The organism is bacterium (assembly GCA_030685015.1).
Classification (GTDB): Bacteria; CAIWAD01; CAIWAD01; order CAIWAD01; family CAIWAD01; genus CAIWAD01.
This window is the reverse complement of sequence record JAUXWS010000009.1, coordinates 1-19,222: the sequence shown is the minus strand read 5'-3', so window position 1 is coordinate 19,222 and position 19,222 is coordinate 1. Positions and strand designations below refer to the sequence as shown.

15 protein-coding genes and 1 pseudogene are annotated in these 19,222 nt (G+C 70.2%); 11 read left to right on the top strand and 5 right to left on the bottom strand.

Going from position 1 to position 19,222, the window contains the following annotated elements; translation table 11 throughout:
* On the bottom strand, positions 1-185 hold a 185-nt coding region (locus Q8O14_00775; protein MDP2359273.1), incomplete at its 3' end, for a hypothetical protein.
* 119 nt (positions 186-304) lie between these two features.
* Between Q8O14_00775 and Q8O14_00770 the strand changes: the two genes are divergently transcribed.
* The gene (locus Q8O14_00770) at positions 305-580 is read left to right on the top strand and encodes a hypothetical protein (protein ID MDP2359272.1); all 276 of its coding nucleotides are present in this window, start codon (positions 305-307) and stop codon (positions 578-580) included.
* Between the two features lie 265 nt (positions 581-845).
* On the opposite strand, the gene Q8O14_00765 is transcribed toward Q8O14_00770, so the two are convergent.
* Complete coding sequence (locus Q8O14_00765) at positions 846-2,096, bottom strand: type II toxin-antitoxin system HipA family toxin (GenBank protein ID MDP2359271.1); 1,251 nt, start codon at positions 2,094-2,096, stop codon at positions 846-848.
* 2 nt (positions 2,097-2,098) lie between these two features.
* Positions 2,099-2,332: a helix-turn-helix transcriptional regulator gene (locus Q8O14_00760; GenBank protein MDP2359270.1), complete on the bottom strand. Its 234-nt coding sequence runs from the start codon at positions 2,330-2,332 to the stop codon at positions 2,099-2,101.
* A gap of 295 nt (positions 2,333-2,627) precedes the next feature.
* Between Q8O14_00760 and Q8O14_00755 the strand changes: the two genes are divergently transcribed.
* Positions 2,628-3,593: a DUF2087 domain-containing protein gene (locus tag Q8O14_00755; GenBank protein MDP2359269.1), complete on the top strand. Its 966-nt coding sequence runs from the start codon at positions 2,628-2,630 to the stop codon at positions 3,591-3,593.
* Here the strand turns inward: Q8O14_00755 and Q8O14_00750 are convergent.
* Positions 3,548-5,296 carry a SulP family inorganic anion transporter gene (locus tag Q8O14_00750; protein MDP2359268.1) on the bottom strand — a complete coding sequence of 583 codons (1,749 nt, stop codon included), beginning with the start codon at positions 5,294-5,296 and terminating at the stop codon, positions 3,548-3,550. The two genes, Q8O14_00755 and Q8O14_00750, sit on opposite strands and share 46 nt — an antisense overlap.
* A gap of 82 nt (positions 5,297-5,378) precedes the next feature.
* Between Q8O14_00750 and Q8O14_00745 the strand changes: the two genes are divergently transcribed.
* The 9 genes and pseudogenes from Q8O14_00745 to Q8O14_00705 all read left to right on the top strand — a co-directional run bounded on the left by Q8O14_00745 (position 5,379) and on the right by Q8O14_00705 (position 17,927).
* Positions 5,379-8,567 carry an exodeoxyribonuclease V subunit gamma gene (locus Q8O14_00745; GenBank protein MDP2359267.1) on the top strand — a complete coding sequence of 1,063 codons (3,189 nt, stop codon included), beginning with the start codon at positions 5,379-5,381 and terminating at the stop codon, positions 8,565-8,567.
* Complete coding sequence (locus Q8O14_00740) at positions 8,564-12,316, top strand: UvrD-helicase domain-containing protein (protein ID MDP2359266.1); 3,753 nt, start codon at positions 8,564-8,566, stop codon at positions 12,314-12,316. Before Q8O14_00745 ends, Q8O14_00740 begins: the two co-directional genes overlap by 4 nt.
* Positions 12,307-14,013 (top strand): exodeoxyribonuclease V subunit alpha, encoded by a 1,707-nt coding sequence (gene recD / locus Q8O14_00735; protein ID MDP2359265.1) that lies wholly within the window; start codon positions 12,307-12,309, stop codon positions 14,011-14,013. The genes Q8O14_00740 and recD overlap by 10 nt, the downstream gene beginning before the upstream one ends.
* Positions 14,010-14,390 (top strand): fluoride efflux transporter CrcB, encoded by a 381-nt coding sequence (crcB, locus tag Q8O14_00730; protein ID MDP2359264.1) that lies wholly within the window; start codon positions 14,010-14,012, stop codon positions 14,388-14,390. The genes recD and crcB overlap by 4 nt, the downstream gene beginning before the upstream one ends.
* Before the next feature lie 73 nt (positions 14,391-14,463).
* Positions 14,464-14,817: a DUF190 domain-containing protein gene (locus Q8O14_00725; GenBank protein ID MDP2359263.1), complete on the top strand. Its 354-nt coding sequence runs from the start codon at positions 14,464-14,466 to the stop codon at positions 14,815-14,817.
* An 89-nt stretch (positions 14,818-14,906) separates the two neighbouring features.
* Positions 14,907-15,143 (top strand): annotated as a pseudogene (locus tag Q8O14_00720) (hemolysin).
* An 18-nt stretch (positions 15,144-15,161) separates the two neighbouring features.
* Positions 15,162-17,129, top strand: coding sequence for a cation:proton antiporter (locus Q8O14_00715; GenBank protein ID MDP2359262.1), 1,968 nt, complete (start codon positions 15,162-15,164; stop codon positions 17,127-17,129).
* 181 nt (positions 17,130-17,310) lie between these two features.
* Positions 17,311-17,592, top strand: coding sequence for a type II toxin-antitoxin system RelE/ParE family toxin (locus Q8O14_00710; protein MDP2359261.1), 282 nt, complete (start codon positions 17,311-17,313; stop codon positions 17,590-17,592).
* A 20-nt stretch (positions 17,593-17,612) separates the two neighbouring features.
* Positions 17,613-17,927 carry a HigA family addiction module antitoxin gene (locus tag Q8O14_00705; GenBank protein ID MDP2359260.1) on the top strand — a complete coding sequence of 105 codons (315 nt, stop codon included), beginning with the start codon at positions 17,613-17,615 and terminating at the stop codon, positions 17,925-17,927.
* Positions 17,928-18,293: 366 nt separating this feature from the next.
* Here the strand turns inward: Q8O14_00705 and Q8O14_00700 are convergent.
* Positions 18,294-19,146 (bottom strand): IS5 family transposase gene (locus Q8O14_00700; protein ID MDP2359259.1). Its coding sequence is split into 2 segments (ribosomal slippage): positions 18,294-18,735 and positions 18,734-19,146, totalling 855 coding nucleotides; the frame shifts between segments, so codons are not numbered across the junction.
* Between the last annotated feature and the right edge of the window lie 76 nt (positions 19,147-19,222).

Genomic DNA, 19,222 nt, shown 5'->3' with positions numbered 1-19,222 from the left:
ACGCCCAATTCACGGGACAGGGCGTCCAGGGACTCGCCGCGCAGCAGGCGCAGCACGACGTCCTTCTTGCGGTTGGCCGACCACCGGATGACTGCGGCGGGCGCTGCGCCCGGCGCGCCGCCAGTCGCGCGACGCGCGCCTTCCGGCGCCCCGGGCGCGGGTGGCGTGAACCTCTCGATGGGCATGCGGCTCTCCTCTCCTTGGACCATGAGATTTACCTCACTTTTGTGTCCAAGAAAACTGGGGGCGAGTCAGATGGTCGCACCTGGGACGAGATGCCGCGCCAAATCTTTAAACAGGCAATGTGAGCATGACATCGGGCTGTAGCCAGTTTCAGCCGAACTACCGCGTCGCACCTGGTGACATCCTGCGCGAGTGGATGGAAGAACAGGGCCATTCCGCGGCGGACTTAGCACTACGGCTGGGATGGGACCTGCGGCATCTGGCGACCATTCTCAAAGGTGAGGAGGCACTCTCGGCAGAAACCTGCAGACATCTGGAAGGAGTGACGGAAATCCCAGCTTTGTTCTGGAGCAAAATGGAGTCCAATTTTCAGGAGATCTGCATTCGCAGTCAGTGATTGGGATCCTTGGGATCCCTGATCTCGATGCCTTTCATTCGGTCGGTTGGAGGAGGAACACGTTGAACGTGCGCGATTCAGACCCTGCCGGTGCTTCTCTCCGACTTGGGTGAGACCCATCCCTATCACGTCCATTTGCACCTTACAGGCCTTCGGCCTAGACTTTCAGCTTTCTTGAGCAATCCACCAGTATACGCTCGAAATCTCCTGAAGCCAATCTTGAAAAGGGTACCTGTTCCTTGGAATGTCCAGGCCCGATAAGCTGCTAAAGAGAGGTGAAGGCCTTCTGCAGCCGGCCTGCCCGCTCCCGGATCAGGGTGGCCAGCCGCTCGACCATCCCGGCATCAAGCGCGCGAGCCTGTCGCCGGACATGATCAAGTTTGGCCAGAAGCTCCGCGCAGCTCTCCGCGACCCGGATGCGGATCATGGGCCAGCCAAGGCCGGAGCTCTTCGCCATGTCCATCCAGTCGGACATCTCGAACACGTCGATGGATCTGCTGTGGCCGATTCTCATGGCGGAGCGCGTCGACAACTCCGGCCAGACAAGGGTGGAGACAAGATCATAGAGCGGCGCCAGCCGCCGCTCCCCGGAGCTGTAGAGCAGTGCGTGGTTCTTCGCGTGCGCGTCCGCATTGCCGATCAGCACGTTGAAAATCAAGCCGCGTATGAAGCGGGGCACATCGAGGGCCGGGGCGGTGGACCACTCCTGAAGCAGCGAGAGGCAATCCGACAGTGTCGGCCCGCCCTCTTCCTGGTATTTCTTCTCCGGCGGATGTCCCAGCGCCTGACAGAAGTCCTCCTGATGGAGCTTGTCGATGCCGCCGGCCTCGTCCACGCGTCGGTCGTATCGCTTCACCAGCACACAGGCTTTGTCGCCGATCATGAGAAAGACCGCCTCCGCGACATCCAGCCCCATTTCACGGGCAAGCATCATGCAGAAGGTCTCATTGCTGGCAAGACCCGGAAAGCGGTCGGGCTCCGGCTTCAGGATGTGCGTGCTTGGCATCTGCTCGAGGGGTAAGCAAAGCGCCTGATTTTCCAGAATGACGGGCACTTTGTCCTGCGCTCCGGCCAGCGACAAGCGAAGTCCGTCTGTCCCCGCCAGCAGTGGATTGCGTGGCAGCTCCGCCACAATCCGGCTCCATTCTGACTCCGACAAGGGGCGGCAGGCCGATGAGCCCTGGTCCGTCTGGACATGGCCAACAGGCAAGAGGCTGATCGCCCCGGCACAGTCCCCTCCCATCCGCTCGAGCAGGGCGTAGTCATTCGACTCACTGATCCCAAGGATCTCGGCGATGCGCCGGCGTGGCCCCTGCTCAGGCAAAATCCCGGCAAAATAGGGTCTGGCCTGCTTCCCTGGGAATGCCCCCGACTGAAGTGGCAGGCTGCGGGAAAGTGGTATGGCTGCGGGATTCTTCAACCAGGATTCACTGTAAGTAAACTTCAGAAGCCCGCTTTTGTCCTGCTGTAAGTGTCCGACGATTTGTGAGTTGAAGTATACGTTGAGGCCGCTCATGGTTAAACGGCTTCATTGTTTAGGTTAGACTGTTGTGTGATGTCTAGCCTCAAACCAAGCGCCCTAAGGACGTGGAGGGTTTTCCCAATCTGGCACGTGGCTTTGCCTTTCTCCAGATCGACAATGAAGCGCACGCCTATCCCGCAGGTTAAGGCCAGATCCCTCTGGGTGACCCGCAAATGTTTGCGCCTTGCGCGGATGGCGGCGCCCAGCTGAGTTGGATCAAGCACGTTCATGTTCCCGAGCGGTAACATAGTGCCCTGTGGATAGCGCCGCAAGCGAAATTTCTCCCGTGCGGGAAACTTTTTCGACAGGCTGCCGGGCGCGACATCATCCACCGGAAGGGTCGGGATGGAGCCTGCCCCGCTCATCCCACGAGCCTGCTTCCACTTGATCCCGCCCCGTCCGCCGCACTGAACGACAAGCCGCCCGCCGACCGGACGTGATTTTTGATTCGAGAAAATTCGAATCTGTCTTGCCTCGCCCCGGCAAATATGCTTCCGTGTGCATCGAATCAGTTTTGGAGGCCTGATGGAAGCCAATGGACTGCTGGTGGCCAAGGCCCTGGCCGACCCGGCGCGGCTGGCGGCGCTACGGGCGCTGCTGGAGCGCCCACACTACGCCGAGGAACTGGCCGGGCGCCTCGGCCTGGCGCCCTCGACCCTCGCCTTCCACCTGAAGAAGCTGGAGGAGGGCGGGCTGGTGGAGAAGCGCCGCGAGCAGTACTTCTCCGTCTACTCGGTGTGCTGGCCGGTGCTGGAGCGGCCCCTGCTGGAGCTGGTGGCCGGCGACGCGCAGGAGGACCGGCGGGAGCGGGAGCGCCTGGCCGCCTACTGCCGCCGCGTGCTGCAGACCTTCGCGCCCCATGGCCGGGTCGAACACCTGCCCGTGCAGCAGAAGAAGCGCCGCCTGCTCCTCGAGGAGTTCGCCGCCCTGCTCGAACCCGGCCGCAGCTACCCCGAGCGCGAGGTCAACGAACTCTTCGCCGCCCACTTCCCCGACTACTGCACCGTGCGGCGGGAGCTGGTGGACTTGGGCCTGCTGCGGCGCGACCAACAGGTCTACCGCCTGAACGAGGCCTGGCGGCCGGCCGGTCCCTCCTGGCTGCGGGAGGGTTGGGACGAGGGGCGGGCGGAGTCCGGCGCGGGCGGCCGGGAGGCGCGGCCCGCCGGCCAGGCCGGCGTCTACTGCATCACCCACCTGCCCAGCGGTCGGCGCTTCCTGGGGCGGGCCGGCGCCGTGGCCAGCCGTCTGCGCTCCCAGCGGGCGCAGCTGGAACTGGGCGTGCATCGCTGCGCGGCCCTGCAGGAGGATTGGTCGCGGGACGGCGCGGTGGCCTTCCGGCTGGAAGTACTTGCCATCCTGGAGGACGCCAACGAAAGCATGGCCCAGCGCGGCCGCCGCCTGGCGCAGTTGGAGGCGGAGTGGCGGCAACAGCTGGGGGGCGGGGACTATGCCTCGTCTTCGAACATGGGGTCGTCGGCCGGATCCTCGTAGACCGTGCTGCCTGTGCCGGCCACGCCGTGCCAGGTCCAGCGGGCGGGCCTGGCGCAATGGGCGCAGCCCCGCCGCTCCGCCTCGACGATGGCCTGGTCGCTGCTCCAGAACAGGTTCTCCCGGCCGACGGCGTCCAGGATGCCGCCCCGCTCCATCATGACCCTCACGCGGTCGTGGACCCCCGCCAGCATCAGGTGGCCGTCCTGCTCCCGCAGGTGGTCCCGCAGGCGGTGGATGGCCTCCAGGCCCGCCGTGTCCACCAGCGGCACGCCGCGCATGCTGAGAATGAGGGCGTGGCAGCGGCCCAGTTTGGCGAAGGCCTCGTTGAAGTTGCCCACGGCGGCGAAGAAGAGCGGCCCGGTGACGAAGGCCACCTGGATGTGCGGACAGTCGCCCTCCACTTCGATGCCGCGGGCGGCCAGCTTGGCGCGGTCCATGGGCTGCACCTCCACGTGGAGGGCGGCGCTCTGGCTGATGTAGATGGCGCCGGCCAGGGCCGTGCTGATGAGGATGGCCTGGGTCAGGTCGAGGGCGATGGTGGCCACCAGGGTGACGGAGAAGGCGAGGATGGCCGACTTGAAGCGGTGCCCGAAGAGGAAGCGGATGGCCGCCCACTCATTCATGCGCCAGGCCGTGATGAGCAGGACGCCGGCCAGCGCCGCCAGCGGGATGCGGCCCATGAGGGGCGCCAGCAGCCACATGGAGCAGAGCAGGAAGAGGGAGTGGAGGATGCTGGTCAAGCGCGTGCGCCCCCCGGAGCGGATGCCCACGCTGGTCCGCGCGATGGCGGCGGTGGCGGGCACGCCACCGAAGAAGGGCAGCAGCAGGTTGCCCACGCCCTGCGCCACCAGCTCCTGGTTGGCTTGCAGACGCACGCCGGTCATGTTGGAGGCCACCATGCCGCAGAGGAGCGACTCCACCGCGCCCAGGGCCGTGATGGTCATGGCCGGTGCCAGGAACTCGTCCAGGCGCCCCCAGGGCAGCGTGGCCAGGCTGAGCCGATCGGGCAGGAGGAGGGAGCCGGGAATCTCGCCGATGGTGGCCACCGGCCAGTGGAACAGGCCGGCCGCCGAGCTGGCGAGGGCGAGGCCCGCCAGGCTGGCCGGCAGGCGGTTGCCCCAGCGGGCGGGCCAGAGCGCCATGGGCAGGGCCACGAGCAGGCCGGTGGCCACCGCCTGCCATTGGGGCGTCCAGCCGCCCTGCGCCAGCACCAGCAGCTTGGCGATGGCCGAGTCGGCCTCGGCCGTGCGGATGCCCAGGAAGGCGTCCAGCTGGCCGATGGCGATGATGAGGGCGATGCCGCTGGTGAAGCCGGTGATGACGGGGGCCGGGATGAAGGCGATGAAGCGTCCCAGCCGCAACAGCCCGATCGCCAGGAGCATGCCCCCCGAGAGGAGTCCCGCCAGCAGGACGCCCTCCAGGCCATGGCGCTGGGCGAGCAGGATGAGGATGGCGCTCATGGCGCCGGTGGGGCCGGAGATCTGGTAGGGCGCGCCGGAGAGGGCGCCGATCACCAGGCCGGCGATGATGGCCGTGACCAGGCCCGCTGCGGCGCTGGCGCCGGAGGCCACGCCGAAGGCGAGGGCCAGGGGCAGGGCCACGGCGGCCACGGTGAGGCCGGCGAGCAGATCCTGGCGGAAGGTGTCGGGGCGGTAGCCGGCGAACTCGTCCTGGTAGAGGCGGCGGAGGGAACGGCGGGGCATGCGGCGGTCCTTGCTTACCGGCCCAAGGTAATTCCCGACCGCGGATGGTGGCGCCTGTCCCCGGCCCTTCTATCTTGTCCCCATGATTGACGTGATCCAGGAGCACGACGGCGGGGCCCTTTTCGCGCGGCTGGCCGGGGATATGGCCCGCCGACCACCGGCCCCGCTGGAGGAGGAGATCATCCTGGTGGAATCGGTCGGCATGGCCCGCCGCCTTCCCCTGGAGCTGGCCCGCCGCCTGGGATCCGTCGCCCGCCTCGCCACGCCCTTTCCCGCCCGCTTCATCTGGGAGCGCCTGCTGCGGCCCGGCTTGGCGGCGCCCGCCACCGAGTCGCCCTGGGAGGTGGAGGCCCTCGCTTGGCGCATCGCCGACCTGCTGCGGCAGGAACCCGCCCTGGCCGGCCCGGCCGGTCGTCTGCTGGACCAGGACGACGGCCGCCGCCGCCACGCCCTGGCTCGCCGGCTGGCCTCCCTCTTCGACCAGTACCTCGTCCACCGCCCCGGCCTGCTGCTGGGCTGGGAGGGCCGGCCCCACGGCAACCTGCCCGGCGGCCCCGACCCGCCCCCCGACTCGCCCATGGCGCACTGGCAGCGCAACCTGTGGCGGCGCCTGGGCGGGGAGATCGCCGAGCCCCATCGCGCCGCCCTGCTGGCCGACTGGCTGGAGCAGGCGCGGGCGGGGGCGCCGCCGCCCGGCGTGGCCGAGCTGCCCGGCCGCCTCAGCCTCTTCGCCCTGCATGGCCTGCCTCCCGCCCAACTGGCCGTGTTCGATGCTCTTTCCCGCCACCGGGAGCTGCGCGTCTACCTGCTCAACCCCTCCCCCGAATACTGGGGGGACTTGCCTCGCCGCCACCGGCGCCGGGAGGCGCTCGATCCGTGGACGGCCCCTCTCCTGCAGGCCAACGGCGCCGAGCTGGGCGGCTGGATCGATCAACTGCTGGAGGTGGAGGCCCGCTTCCACGACCCCGCCCCCACCACCGCGCCGCGGGAGGGCAGCCTGCTGGAGCGGATCCGGCATAGCCAAGCGGAGCTGGCCCCGCTGCCCGCCGGGCCGCCCGACGACAGCCTGCAGTTCCACTCCTGCCACAGCCTGACGCGCCAGGCGGAAGTGATGGTGGACCGCCTGCTCGATCTCTTCGAGCGCCACCCCGACCTGCGGCCGGGCGATGTGCTGGTCCTCGTGCCCGATCTCGAGGCGGCCCGCCCCGCCCTCGAAGCGGTGCTGGAGGGCCAGGAGGAGGAGCGGCGGCTGCCCTGGCGCCTGCTGGGCGGCCAAGCGCGACGGAGCATGGCGCAGGCCCTGGCCCAGGTCATGGCCTTGGCGGGCGGCCGCTGGGAGCTGGCCGCCGTGCTGGCGCCCCTCTCCTGCCCCGCGCTGAGGCGGCGGCATCGCATTCCGGCGGAGGAGCTGCCTCGCCTGCAGGAGTGGTGCACGGAAGCGGGGGTGGTCTGGGGCTGGGACGCGGCGGACCGCGCCGCCCGCGACCTGCCCGCCGTGGCCGAGCACGGCTGGCGCTCCGGCCTGGACCGCTTGCTGCTCGGCTACGCCATGGAGGGGACGGAGGCCGTGGCCGGCCTTCTGCCCGCGGCGGGCGGGGCGGCGCAGCCGGCCCTGCTCGAGGCCTGGCTGGAATGGCTGGCCCTGCTGCGGGACTTCCAGGAGCAGAGCGGCCGACCGCGCTCCCCCGGGGAGTGGCACGCCTGGCTGGCGGACGGCTTGCCCCTGCTCTTCGCCCCCGACGGCGAGGACGAGGAGAACGAGCTGGCGGCCCTGCGCGAGCGCCTGCTGCGGGCGGGCCGCCTGGCCGACGCGTCCGACGGGCGGGAGGCCTGCGCCTGGCCCGTGGCCCGCGAGGCGCTCGCCCTGGCCCTGGAGGCTCGGGGGCTCATCCGCGGCGGCGCCTTCGACGGGCGCGTGACGGTGGCGCCCATGCTGGCGGCGCGGGGCCTGCCGGCGGAGGTGGTGGTCCTTCTTGGGCTGGACGACCAGGCCTTTCCCCGCCCCTCCCGTCGCGACGAACTGGACCTTTGCCTGCTGCGGCCCCACCCCGGGGACCGCCAGCCCCGCCTGCAGGACCGCGGCCTCTTCCTGGACGCCCTGTGGTCGGCCCGCCGCGCCCTGCTCATCTTCTGGAACGGTCGCGACGAGCGGGAGAACACGGTGCGGCCGCCCTCGGTCGTGGTCAGCGAGCTGCTGGACCTGCTGGGCCGCGAGGGGGGCCGCGTGCGCCAGCATCCGCTGCAGGGCTTCAACCCCGCCTGCTACCAGGGGCCGCCGTCGGAGCGCTCCTTCCACCAGGGGCGTGGCCGGGCGGCGGCCCGGTTGGCCCGGGTGCTGGCCGACCCCGCGGCGGCGGCCCTGCCCGGTCCGGCCTTCCTGGCGCCCCTGCCCCTGCCGGCGCCGCCCGATGAAGTGCAGCTGGGCGACCTGACGAGCTTCTTCCGCAACCCGGCCAAGGCCTTCCTGCGGCGGGCCGGTCTGCGCCTGCCCTGGGAGGCGGCCCCTCCCCGCGACCACGAACCTTTCACCCTGGACCCCGCGGCCCGGGGAGGGCTGCGCCATCGCCTGCTGCGAGAGCGACTAGCCGGGCTGGATCCCGCCGGCGAGGAGGAGCGCCTGCGGGCGGGCGGCCTGCTGCCCTGGGGCCGGCCGGGACGCGCCCTGCTCGAGGCCCTCCAGCGGGAGGTGGCCGAGCTGCTCGCCCGTGCGGACGAGGCCCTCTGCGGCGTTGCGCCCTCTGCCTGCGAGCTGGATCTGAGCCTGGGCGGCCTGCGCCTGCGGGGAGGTCTGGCGGCGGCGGGCCTGCGCCGCGTGGAGCTCTCCTCCAGCAGCCTGGACAGCGGCCCGCGTCTGACCGAGTGGATCCCCCACCTCGCCTGGTGCTGCTTGGGAAGTGAGGACGGCACGGCCGAGGGCCGCGAGACGATGCTGGTCCACCGCGGCGGCGCCCTCCTGCTGCGTTGTCCGGACCAGCCCGGCGGGCAGCTGGAAGCCGTGCTGCGGCATTGGCGGGAGGGGCAGGACCGCTGGCTGCCCTGGCTGCCGGAGGTGAGCGAGGCCATCGCCCGTCATGCCCGCAGGCTGGAGCATGCCACGCCCGACTGCCTGCTGGACCGTGACTGGTACCACGGGCGGGATTGGCTGCGGGAGGACCCTTGGCTGGCCCTGGCCCTGGGCGAGGCCGATCCCTTCACCCATCCCGCGCTGGCCGGGCCCGTGCTGGAGCTGGCCCTGGCCCTGGGCGCGCCCATCGGGGAGGGCGGCCCGTGAGCGCGCCCCGCCTTGATCCGGTGGCGGTGCCACTGCAGGGCGTCCTGCTCGTGGAGGCCAGCGCCGGCACGGGCAAGACCTGGACGATGGGCGCCCTCCTGCTGCGCTTCGTGCTGGAGGAGGGGCTGGACCTGCCCGGCCTGCTCGTCCTCACCTTCACCGAGGCGGCCACGGCCGAGCTGCGCGAGCGCATGCGCCGCCGCCTGGAGGAGGCGCTGGTCGCCCTCGATGAGGAGGCCCGGCCGGAGGCGGACCCCTTCCTGGCGGCGCTGCGGTCGCGCCTGAAGGCGGAGGACCGCTGGGAGGACGGGGAGGCGCGGCGCCGGCTGCGGCTGGCCCTCGCGTCCTTCGACGAGGCCTCCATCTTCACCATCCACGGCTTCTGCCAGCGGGTGATCACGGAGAGTCCCCTCGCCCTGGGACTGCCCCCGGACCTGGAGCCGGGAGGGCAGGCCGCCGCTGCCCTGCGCGAGGTGGCCCTGGACGCCCTGCGCCGCTGGTGGCACCGCCTGCCGCCCGGCATCCTGGACTGGCTGGGCGGGCAACGGGGGGGACGGCGCATCTCCCTGCTCGATCCCGAGGCCTGGATCCGGTTGGCCGGGATGCGGGACCTCCACCCGCTGGCCCGCCTGCCCGAACCGCCCTTCGCCAGCCTGGAGGAGGCCTGCGCCGCCCAGGAAGCGAGCGCGGCCGACCACGGACTCTGCGCGGAGACGGCGCTGCGACACTTCCGGGAGGTGGGTCTGGATGCTCTCGTAGCGCTGCTGCAGGATGCCGGCCTCCACCGCGGGAGCTACAAGCCGGACAAGATCCCGGCTGAGCTGGCCGCCGTGCGGGAGTGGCTGGAGCGCGGCGCGCCCATGGGCCAAGGCTTGCTGGACGGCGCCAAGGAGCGGCTCAAGTACGCCGCTGCCACCCTGGCCGGCCGGGTGAACAAGGGCGGCGAGGCTCCGCGCCATCCGGCCTTCGACGCCCTGCAGGACTTGCAGGAGGCCGAGCGGCGTTTGGTGGAGGGGAACGCCCGGCTGCTGGCCCACTTGCAGTGGGAGTGCCTGGCGCTGTGGCCGGCGCGGGCGGCGGCGCTGCGCCTGGAGCGCCGGCAGCTGGACTTCACGGACCTGCTCCTCCAGGTGCGACGCGGGCTGCAGGGCGAAGCGGGCGAGGTCCTCGCCCGCCAGCTTCGCCGGCGCTGGCGGGCGGCCCTGGTGGACGAGTTCCAGGACACCGACCCTGTCCAGGCGGAGATCCTGCAGCGCATCTTCGGCGAGGGCGGCCTGCCCCTTGTCCTGGTGGGCGATCCCAAGCAGGCCATCTACGGCTTCCGCGGCGCCGACCTGGACGCCTACCTGGCCGTGGCCCGCCGCTGGGGGCCGGCCCAGGGCCTGACCGTGAACTGGCGCTCGGACGGGCCGCTCATCAACGCGCTCAACCTCGTCTTTGCCGGCGAGCGCTTCCCTGGGGGGCGCGGCCCTTTCCTGCGCCCGGACATCCAGGCCCGGCCGGTGGAGGTCTCCGGCCAGGCCGACGAACGCGCCCTGGTTCTGGCCGGGCGCGAGCTGCCGCCCCTGCTGGCCTTCCAGGCAGAGGACGGGCCGCTGTCCAAGGCCCGTGCCGAGCAGCTGGCCTGCCGCCACCTGGCGGAGCTCCTGCGCCGCCTGCTGCGCCCCTCGCCCCACGATACCTGCGGCTGGATCTCCCGGCGGGCGGGCGGCGCCCTTGTTCCGCTCCAGGGCCGTGAGGTGGCCGTGCTGGTGCGCACCAACCGCCAGGGGCAGCTGGTGGCGGACGCCCTCGCCCAGGCCGGCCTGGCCTGCATCCAGGGCGGCAACCGCAGCATCCGCGAGAGCACCGAGGCGGTGGAGCTGGAGCGCTTCCTGGCGGCGCTGGCCCGCCCGGCCGACACCCGCGCGGCGCGCGTCCTGCTGGCGGGGCCGCTCGCCCTCGCCCTGGGCTCCACGCCGGCGGAGGCCCTGGGCCGCGGCGACCTGCTCGAACGTCTGCAGGGGGAGCTGCACCGGACCGGCCAGGAAGCCCGCCAGCGCGGCCTTGCCTCCGCCCTGGCGGCCATGCTCGAGCGCCTGGGCTGGCCGGAGACCCTGCTGGGCCTGCGCCGCGGCGAGCGGCGGCTGGTCAACTGGCGGCACCTGCTGGATTTGCTGTGCGCCGAGGAGGTGGCGGGCTGGAGCGATCCCGCCGAGCTGGCCCGGCGCCTGGCCGCGCCGGCGGAGGGCGCCACGCCCCCGCGCGACCTGGAGCTGCGCCTGGAGAGCGAGGACAACCTCGTGCGCGTCATCACCCAGCACAAGAGCAAGGGCCTGGAGTTCCCCCTCGTCTGCTGCCCCTTCCTCTGGTGCGGCGAAGGGCCCGACGAGGCCTTCGCCGCCGCGCTGCTCCACGACGATGAGGGCGCCCGCCTGGCGCCCCGCTCCGGCGCCGCGCCGCCCGATGAGGCCACGACGGCGGCCCAGGCCGACGAGGTGCTGGGGGAGAGCCTGCGCCTGGCTTATGTCGCGCTGACGAGGGCGCGCTCCCAGCTGGTGGTGCACAGTTTCTCCGTGCAGCGGGCGCGCAGCCGGCCCGGACCGCTCGACTGGCTGCTGCTGGCCGGCCGCCTGGCCGAGGGTGCCGTGCCTGGTTTGGCGGCGAGCTGGCGGGAGCTGGACCACGCGGGCGCCTTGCCTCTGTGGGAGGCCTGGGAGGATCTGGCGGCGCGTTCGGCGGGCGACATCGGCCTGGAGAGCTTGGAGCCGTCCATCGCGCTGGCGGAGGTCCCGCCGCCGGCGGGCGGGGAGGGAGCCGTCGAGCTGGCGCCGCGGGACTTCCACGGCCGGATCGCCGCGGGGGAGCAGGTCAGCTCCTTCACCAGCCTGATAACAGGCGCCCACGCCGACCTGCGCCAGGACGAATGGTTCGGCGCCGACCCGGCCACCGCCGGGGAGGACCTGGCGGAGGACCTGCGCGCCACCGCCCCGCATGGCGATTGGCGGGCCGCCTTTCCCCGCGGCCGGGAGGCGGGCACCTGCCTGCATCGACTGCTGGAGCTGGCCGACTTCGCCGTCGACGGCCCCGGGCGCGAGGAGGAGTGTCGCCGGGAGTTGATCGCCCACGGACTGGATCCGGCCCTGGCCGCCGGCACCCGGCGCTGGCTGCGCGAGGTGCTGGAGGCGCCGCTCGACGCCGACGGCTTCCGCCTGGCGCGGCTTGAGCCGGACCGCCGCGTGGCGGAGCTGGAGTTCCACTTGCGGGTCGACAGGCTGCTGGAGGGCGGGCTGGAGCAGCTGGCGCGCCGCCACGGCCTGCTTGACGCGGAGCGCCTGGGCGTGCGCGACGGGGAGACGCGGCGCACCCTGGCGCAAGCGGCCGCCCGCCCCCTGCGGCGCCTGCCCGCCGGCTGGCTGAAGGGCTACATCGATCTCTGCTTCCAGCACGACGGGCGCTGGTGGGTGCTGGACTGGAAGTCCAACCACCTGGGACCGGCGGCGTCCAGCTACACGCGGGAGGCGATGGTGGCGGAGATGGCCCGCTCCGGCTATTTTCACCAGGCCCTCCTCTACCTCGGCGCCCTGCACCGCCACCTGGGTCGGACCCTGCCCGGTTACGAGCCGACGCGGCACCTGGGCGGCCTGCACTATCTCTTCCTGCGCGGCGTGGCCCCGGAGAGTCCGGGCACGGGCGTGCTGAGCGGGGAGCTGCCCCTGCCCCTCATCCTCGAGCTGGACGCGGCGCTGGGAGGTCGGCCATGTCCCTGATGCGCGAGACCCTGATCCTGGAGGGCTTCCGTCCCCTCGACCTGGAACTGGCCGCCCTGCTGGGCAGGCTTGAGCCGGAGGCCCCGCCCGCCGTGGCCCTGGCCGGAGCCCTGGCCAGCGCCTGGCGCCTGGCGGGCCATGCCTGCCTCTCCCTGGCCGAGGTGGCCGGCCGGGAGCTGGGCCGCGCCGCCGGCCCCTGGGGGGAACGCGCTCCCGCGCTGGAGGCCTGGCGCGCCGACCTGCGCGCCAGCCGGCTTGTCTCCCGCGGCGGGGCGATGGAGGAAGCGGCGCCCCTCGTGCTGGACGGGGACGACGGTCTCTACCTGCAGCGCCTGCACGCCGCCGAGGGCCGCGTGGCGGAGGCCGTCCTCGCCCGCCTGCGCCCCTGCCCGCCGCCGCCAGGGCTGGAGGGCCTGTTGGCGGAACTGGCCGGCGCCCTGGACGAGGGGCAGCGTGGGGCAGTGCGGGCGGCCTTCCATCGCGGCGTGTCCATCCTGACGGGGGGTCCGGGCACGGGCAAGACGAGCACCCTGGGCCGCCTGCTGGCCATGGCGCTGGCCGGGGAGCCGGAGTTGCGCATCCGTCTGGCGGCGCCCACCGGCAAGGCCGCCGCCCGCATGCAGGAGGCCCTGGCCGCCACCGCCGCCCACCTGCCGGAGAGGGCGCGGGACGCCCTGGGCGGGCTGCCGCGGGCGGGCACCCTGCACCGCCTGCTGCACGAGCGCCCCGCCCTGGACTGGCTGGTGATCGACGAGGCCTCGATGGTGGACCTGCCGCTCATGGCGCAAGTGGCGGAGTTGCTGCCCCCCGCCGCCCGGCTTCTGCTGGTGGGCGACGCCGACCAGCTGGCTTCGGTGGAGGCGGGCGCCGTCCTCCATCATCTGGTGGCGGGGTTGGCCGCGCGGTCCGCGGCGGTGGACGACGGAGCACCACCGCCCGTCACCCGGCTCACAGTAAGCCGCCGCTTTCGCGACGAGGGGGGAATCGGCGCCCTGGCCGCGGCCGTGCGCAACACCGACGGGGAGCGGGTGGAGGACGTGCTGGCGGCGGGCGACGGGGAGCTGGAGTGGATCCGGCCGGACCGGCCGGGGTGGAGCCGCCGCCTGCAGGACCTGCTCGAGGAGGGGACGCGCCCCTTCCGCGAGGCGCCGGACGCCGCCGCCGCCCTGGCCGCCCTGGACCAGTTCCGCGTGGTCTGCGCCCGGCGCACGGGACGGCTGGGGGTGGAGGGGGTCAACGCCTGGTGTGAGCGGCGCTGGACGGCGCCGGGCCAGGCCGCCCGCTCGCCCATCCTGGTCAGGGCCAACGACGCCGTGCTGGGTCTGGCCAACGGCGACAGCGGTGTGCGCGAGGGCTTGCCCGGCGATGCGGCGGCGCGCTGCCTCCTGGCCCCGGAAGGTGTCCCGCGGGAGTTGGCGGCGGCCCAGCTGCCGCCCTTCGACCCGGCCTGGGCCATCACCGTCCACCAGGCCCAGGGCTCGGAGGCGGACAACCTGCTCCTCATTCTGCCCGAGGCGCCCTCGCCCCTCCTCTGCCGCGAGCTGCTTTACACGGGACTGACCCGCGCCCGGCGCCGCCTGACCGTGGTGGCCTCGGCCGAGGCCCTGCGCCTGGCCGTGGCCCGCCGCCAGGAACGCGGCAGCGGATTGGCCGTGCGTCTGACATTTTTGACCGGACAAGAGGGAGGAGGGGCGTGAGGCTGCTCAATCTGCTGGTGGTGATGGCGGGAGCGGGCCTGGGTGGCGGCCTGCGCTATGCCCTGGGCGGCTGGGTGGCCCAGCGCTGGGGCGCCGCCTTTCCTTGGAATACGCTGGCCGTCAACCTGAGCGGCTCATTCCTGCTCGGCCTGCTGGTGGCCCTTTCCCTCGAGCGCGACCTCGTGTCACCGCCGCTGCGCCTCTTCCTGGGGGTGGGGCTGCTGGGGGGCTACACCACCTTCTCCACCCTGGCCTGGGAAAGCCTTGCCCTCATCCAGCAGGGCTGCCTGCTGCAGGGTGCGGCCAACCTGCTGGGCAGCCCGCTGCTGGGGCTGGCGGCAGCGGTGGCGGGGCTGGTCCTGGGGAGGATGATATGAGACCCGGCCATCGCATCGGCGCGGTGGCGTGTGACACGCCGGTGGCCGACGAGAGATGGGAAAGGAGGACAACATGACCTTGGAAGGACGCGCGCTCAAGGTGACAGTCTTCTTCGGGGAATCGGACCGCTGGCGGCACCAGCCGCTGCACACGGCCCTGGTGGAGCTGCTGCGTCGCGAGGGCTGCGCCGGCGCCACCGTGCTGCGCGGTGTGGAGGGCTTCGGCCAGGCCAGCCGCATCCACAGCGCGCACATCCTGCGCCTCTCCGAGGACCTGCCCATGGTGCTTGTCTTCGTGGACCGGGCCGAGCGGGTGGAAACCCTGCTGCCTGTCATCGAGGGCATGCTGGACGGCGGCCTGATGACGGTGGAGGAGCTCCACGTGCGGCACTACGCGAGTGGACGCGCCGGTGGGGCAAGTGCTTGAATCAGGCAATGAGACGCCGGCAAGATGAAGCATCCGGCCACCCTGGCCTGGGCCGCAGGACCGCCCCGGAAGCCCGCTCTGCCCGAGCCATGCCCCTGCCCCGGCTGCTGGAGCGTCTGCTGGACAAGTGGCAGCTCATCGCGCTGGTGGTGGACGAGTTCAGCGGGACGAAGGGGCTCGTCACCCGGGAGGACGTGATCGAGACCTTGCCGGGAAACGAGATCGTGGACGAGGCGGACAATGTGGCCGACCTGCAGGCGACCGCGCGCCGGTGCTGCGCTGCCCGCATCCGCGCCGCGGGAACCCCGCCCCGGGCGGAGCGCTGACGACACATGGAGGAGGTGATGCCCGCCCTGCTGCCCGACATCGTGATCATCTTCGCGCTGGCGGTGGTGGCTGCCCTGGCCTGCCACCGGCTGCGCCTGCCCATGCCCATCGGCCTGCTGCTGGTGGGCGTGCTGGCCGGTCCCGACGCCCTCGGCCTGGTGCGCGGCGTGCACGAGATCGAGCTGCTCTCCGAGATCGGCGTCGTCCTTCTCCTCTTTGTCATCGGCCTCGAGTTCTCCCTCGCCGACCTGGCCCAGCTCAAGCGCCACTTCCTGGTGGGCGGCTCGGTCCAGTTCTTCGGGACGGCGGGCCTCGTGGGCGCCGGCCTCCTGCTGGCTGGGGTCACCCCGCCCCAGGGACTCTACCTGGGCTTCGTCATCGCCCTCTCCAGCACGGCCATTGTGCTGCGCCTGCTGCAGGAGCGCGCGGAGCTGGATTCGCCCCACGGCCGCGCCGCCCTGGCCACCCTCATCTACCAGGACATCGCCGTGGTGCCGGTCATGCTGCTGGCGCCGCTGCTGGCAGGCGCCGCCACCGGGACCGGCCTGACCCAGGCGGGGAGCCTGCTCCTGCGGGTGGCGGGCGTGGGCACCTTCTCCTACGCGGCCTACAAGTGGATCGTGCCGTGGATCCTGGAGCGCATCACCCGCACGCGCAGCCCCGAGGCCTTCCTCCTGGGCGTCGTCCTCCTCTGCATCGGCATCGCCCTCCTCACCCAGGCCCTGGGCTTGTCCCTGGCCCTGGGCGCCTTCCTGGCCGGGCTGATCATCTCGGAGTCGGAGTACTCCAACCAGGCCGTGGCCGTCATGCTGCCCTTCCGCGACGTCTTCCTCAGCCTCTTCTTCGTCTCCACCGGCATGCTGCTGGACATCCAATACCTGCTGGCACACCCGCTGCTGCTGGGCCTGCTCACCCTTGGCGTGCTGGTGGTGAAGCCACTGCTGGCCACCGCCGCGGCCCTGGCCCTGGGCCTGCCCCTGCGCCCCGCCGTGCAGTCCGGTCTGGCCCTGGGACAGGTGGGGGAGTTCTCCCTGGTGGCGGCCAAGGCGGGCGTGGTGGCCGGCCTGCTTCTGCCCGACCACTTTCAGGCCGTGCTCAATCTGGCGGTGATCACCATGCTGCTGACGCCGCTCCTGATCGCCGCCGGACCACCCAGCGCCGTCTGGCTGGCCCGCACACCCCTGGCCCGCCTGGCGCGGCGGGGTGTGGCGGATGTCGCGTCCGGGACCGACCACCCGCAGGTCGGCCACGTGCTCATCGTCGGTTTCGGCGTGACCGGGCGCAACGTGGCTCGAACCGCCCGCCTGGCCGACCTGCCCTACCTCATCCTCGAGATCAACGCCGGCATCCTGCGCGAGGCGGCCGCCCAGGGCGAGCCCATCCACTACGGGGACGCCACCCAGGAGTCCATCCTGCGCCACGTGGACGCCGACAAGGCCCGCGCCGTCGTCGTCCTCATCAACGATCCGGCCGGCACGCGGCGCATAGTGGAATTGGCGCGGCGCATCGCCCCGGACGCCTACCTGCTGGTGCGCAGCCGCACCCTGCGGGAGGTGGAGCCTCTCATCGCGCTGGGCGCCGACGAAGTCATCGCCGACGAGCTGGAGGTCTCCATCGAAGTCTTCTCCCGCGTCCTGGCCCGCATGCTGGTGCCGCGGGAGGACATCAAGCGCCTCATCGGCGAGGTGCGGGGCGACTGGCGGCGCATGGCGCGCAGCTTCGCCAAGGACGCCACCGTGGTGCCCGTCTCGCGCATCCACATCCCCGACCTCAGCACCCACAGCCTGCGCCTGGGGGCGGACTCCCCCCTGGTCGGGCGCACCATCGCCACCAGCGGCCTGCGGCCACAGCACGGGGTGACGGTGCTGGCCATCACCCGCGCCGGCCATACCCTGGGCAACCCCCACAGCGACGAACCCTTGCTGCCCGGCGACGTGCTCTTCGTGATCAGTCCGCTGGATTGGGATCCGGCCACAGTAAGCTAAGGCCGGTGCCGCGCAAAGATGAGCAGGCTGAGAATGGGCTTGCGTGGTTGGGGCCGATTGATTGAATGCATGCGGCTGACAGTTGACAGTCAAGGCAGAGGGCTGCAGCCGGAAACACGTGTGGAGGACCACTGGCATCTTCCATTGACAAGCGTCACGTGACAAACTATCCTCTTGCCCGATGATCAAGAGCTTCGCCGACAAGGCAACTCGAGAATTGTACACAAATGGCACCTGCAGGCGTATCCCGCCCGATCTTGCAAGGCGTGCGCGTCGCAGGCTGGAGTACATTGATCACGCATCGAGAATTGAGGATCTACAAGTACCGCCAAGCAATCGTTTGCATTCGTTAGGTGGTGATCGACAAGGACAGTACGCCATTTCAATTAATGATCAATGGAGAATTGTCTTTAAGTGGATCGATGGGGATGCTTACGATGTTGAAATTGCAGATTACCATTAGGTTTGTAATAGGAGAATAAGATGAGTTACACAAACGATCAGGCACGTGCCATCAGACCGATTCATCCAGGTGAGATGCTACGTGAGGATTTCATGCCTGATTTCAAGCTGACTACCGCTTCGCTGGCTGCTTCATTGGGTGTTTCGCGGCAAACGATCAATGAACTGCTTCGAGAGCGACGTGCGGTCAGCCCTGAGATGGCCCTGCGATTGGCGCGATTGTTCGGAAACATGCCAGAATTCTGGTTGAATGCCCAGCGGGCCGTGGACCTCTGGGATGTTGCCCGAACCATGCAGTCGAGCGTGATGCAGATATGTCCGCTGAAGGCCTCCTGACACGGAGGAGGTCTCCGGAACTTAAGGTTGGTTCTCATCGCGGAGTTGTCGGATTCAGATCGGGTCGAATTGCGTGCTGTGAAGCAGGGGATCAATCGGCTCCTGGCGACAGCAATGGCTCACAGCGACAAGCCGTGGCATTGGACTCAATCCCGGCAGGGGGTTCGGCCCTCCCGTTGAGAGTGGTCTGGTTCGGCAATCAGAAGCGTCCGCTCATGGGAGAGCATGGTTTGCGCCACTTCGTGGGGGATACTGCACTTGAGCACGTTGGACGCAAATTCCATTGTTAATATGGTAATGAAAAGCGAGGTGGAATATGAGATATATCGCATTAAAACTCATGATATTACTTCTTTCACTAAGAGCCTATCCGTGAATAATGTTTACGTCTCCCGGCACCATGCGGAAAACAATGATGGCTGCGGCAAGCATGACCAGCGCGATGTAGCTGCGGTCGAGTTTTTCATACCGCACCAGAAGCTTTCGAAAGCGGTTGAACCACGAATGGCTCACCTCAACAACCCACCGACGTGGTTTATAGCCAAGGGGCTTCTGGACCATCTCATCTCTCCTCGATCGGACATGGGGCGTGTAATCACGAGACGTCATTTGTTCATAGGCGGGCAGCCCCGCATAGCCGGCATCAGCGCAAAGGTGCTGCGGTGCTTCATCCGTGACCGCAGGCCGAGGCAGCATGACACCATCCAAGACAGCCGCCAACTGGGTCACGTCATGCCGATTGGCTCCGCAGACGACGATCGACAACGGGACGCCACGTCCGTCGGTCAGGAGGTTGCGCTTGGTCCCCATTTTTTCCCCGGTCCGTTGGGTTCTTCCCGACGGACTCTCTTGCCAGTGGCGCCTTGGTCAAGGCCCCATCGATACTTTGCCACGCCCAAGCAATTCCCTCCATCTCATCGTACTCAACAAGTCCCGAACGCCACAGAGCGGCAAACACACCTGCGCGTTCCCACTCCAGAAACCGGGTGTGAATGGCGCTTGCGCTCCCAAAGACATCTTTGGGAAGGGCCTTCCACTGACAGCCCGTACGAAGAACAAACAAGATGCCTTCAAGGACCAATCGCGCTGACTTTGGCTTACGTCCACCGCCTGGCTTGCGCTTGTAGTCTCGATTCGGATCCCGCTGCGGCGATGGAAGCAGGGGCTCCACTCGGCTCCAGAAGGCATCCGACAATTCCCAGCTCGCCAATCGCGACATGGCTGACTCCTCCAGTTGTGATGGAGGAAGCTGGCTCAACGGAATCGAAATGTCAACCTATTTACGGATAAGCTCT

What these genes read in the sequence shown, in the direction of transcription:
- recD (MDP2359265.1), top strand. Translation starts at nt 12,307, where the DNA reads ATGTCCCTGATGCGCGAGACCCTGATCCTGGAGGGCTTCCGTCCCCTC.
- Q8O14_00710 (MDP2359261.1), top strand. Translation starts at nt 17,311, where the DNA reads ATGATCAAGAGCTTCGCCGACAAGGCAACTCGAGAATTGTACACAAAT.
- Q8O14_00745 (MDP2359267.1), top strand. Translation starts at nt 5,379, where the DNA reads ATGATTGACGTGATCCAGGAGCACGACGGCGGGGCCCTTTTCGCGCGG.
- Q8O14_00725 (MDP2359263.1), top strand. Translation starts at nt 14,464, where the DNA reads ATGACCTTGGAAGGACGCGCGCTCAAGGTGACAGTCTTCTTCGGGGAA.
- Q8O14_00750 (MDP2359268.1), bottom strand. Translation starts at nt 5,296, where the DNA reads ATGCCCCGCCGTTCCCTCCGCCGCCTCTACCAGGACGAGTTCGCCGGC.
- Q8O14_00755 (MDP2359269.1), top strand. Translation starts at nt 2,628, where the DNA reads ATGGAAGCCAATGGACTGCTGGTGGCCAAGGCCCTGGCCGACCCGGCG.
- Q8O14_00765 (MDP2359271.1), bottom strand. Translation starts at nt 2,096, where the DNA reads ATGAGCGGCCTCAACGTATACTTCAACTCACAAATCGTCGGACACTTA.
- Q8O14_00715 (MDP2359262.1), top strand. Translation starts at nt 15,162, where the DNA reads ATGCCCGCCCTGCTGCCCGACATCGTGATCATCTTCGCGCTGGCGGTG.
- Q8O14_00760 (MDP2359270.1), bottom strand. Translation starts at nt 2,332, where the DNA reads ATGAACGTGCTTGATCCAACTCAGCTGGGCGCCGCCATCCGCGCAAGG.
- Q8O14_00705 (MDP2359260.1), top strand. Translation starts at nt 17,613, where the DNA reads ATGAGTTACACAAACGATCAGGCACGTGCCATCAGACCGATTCATCCA.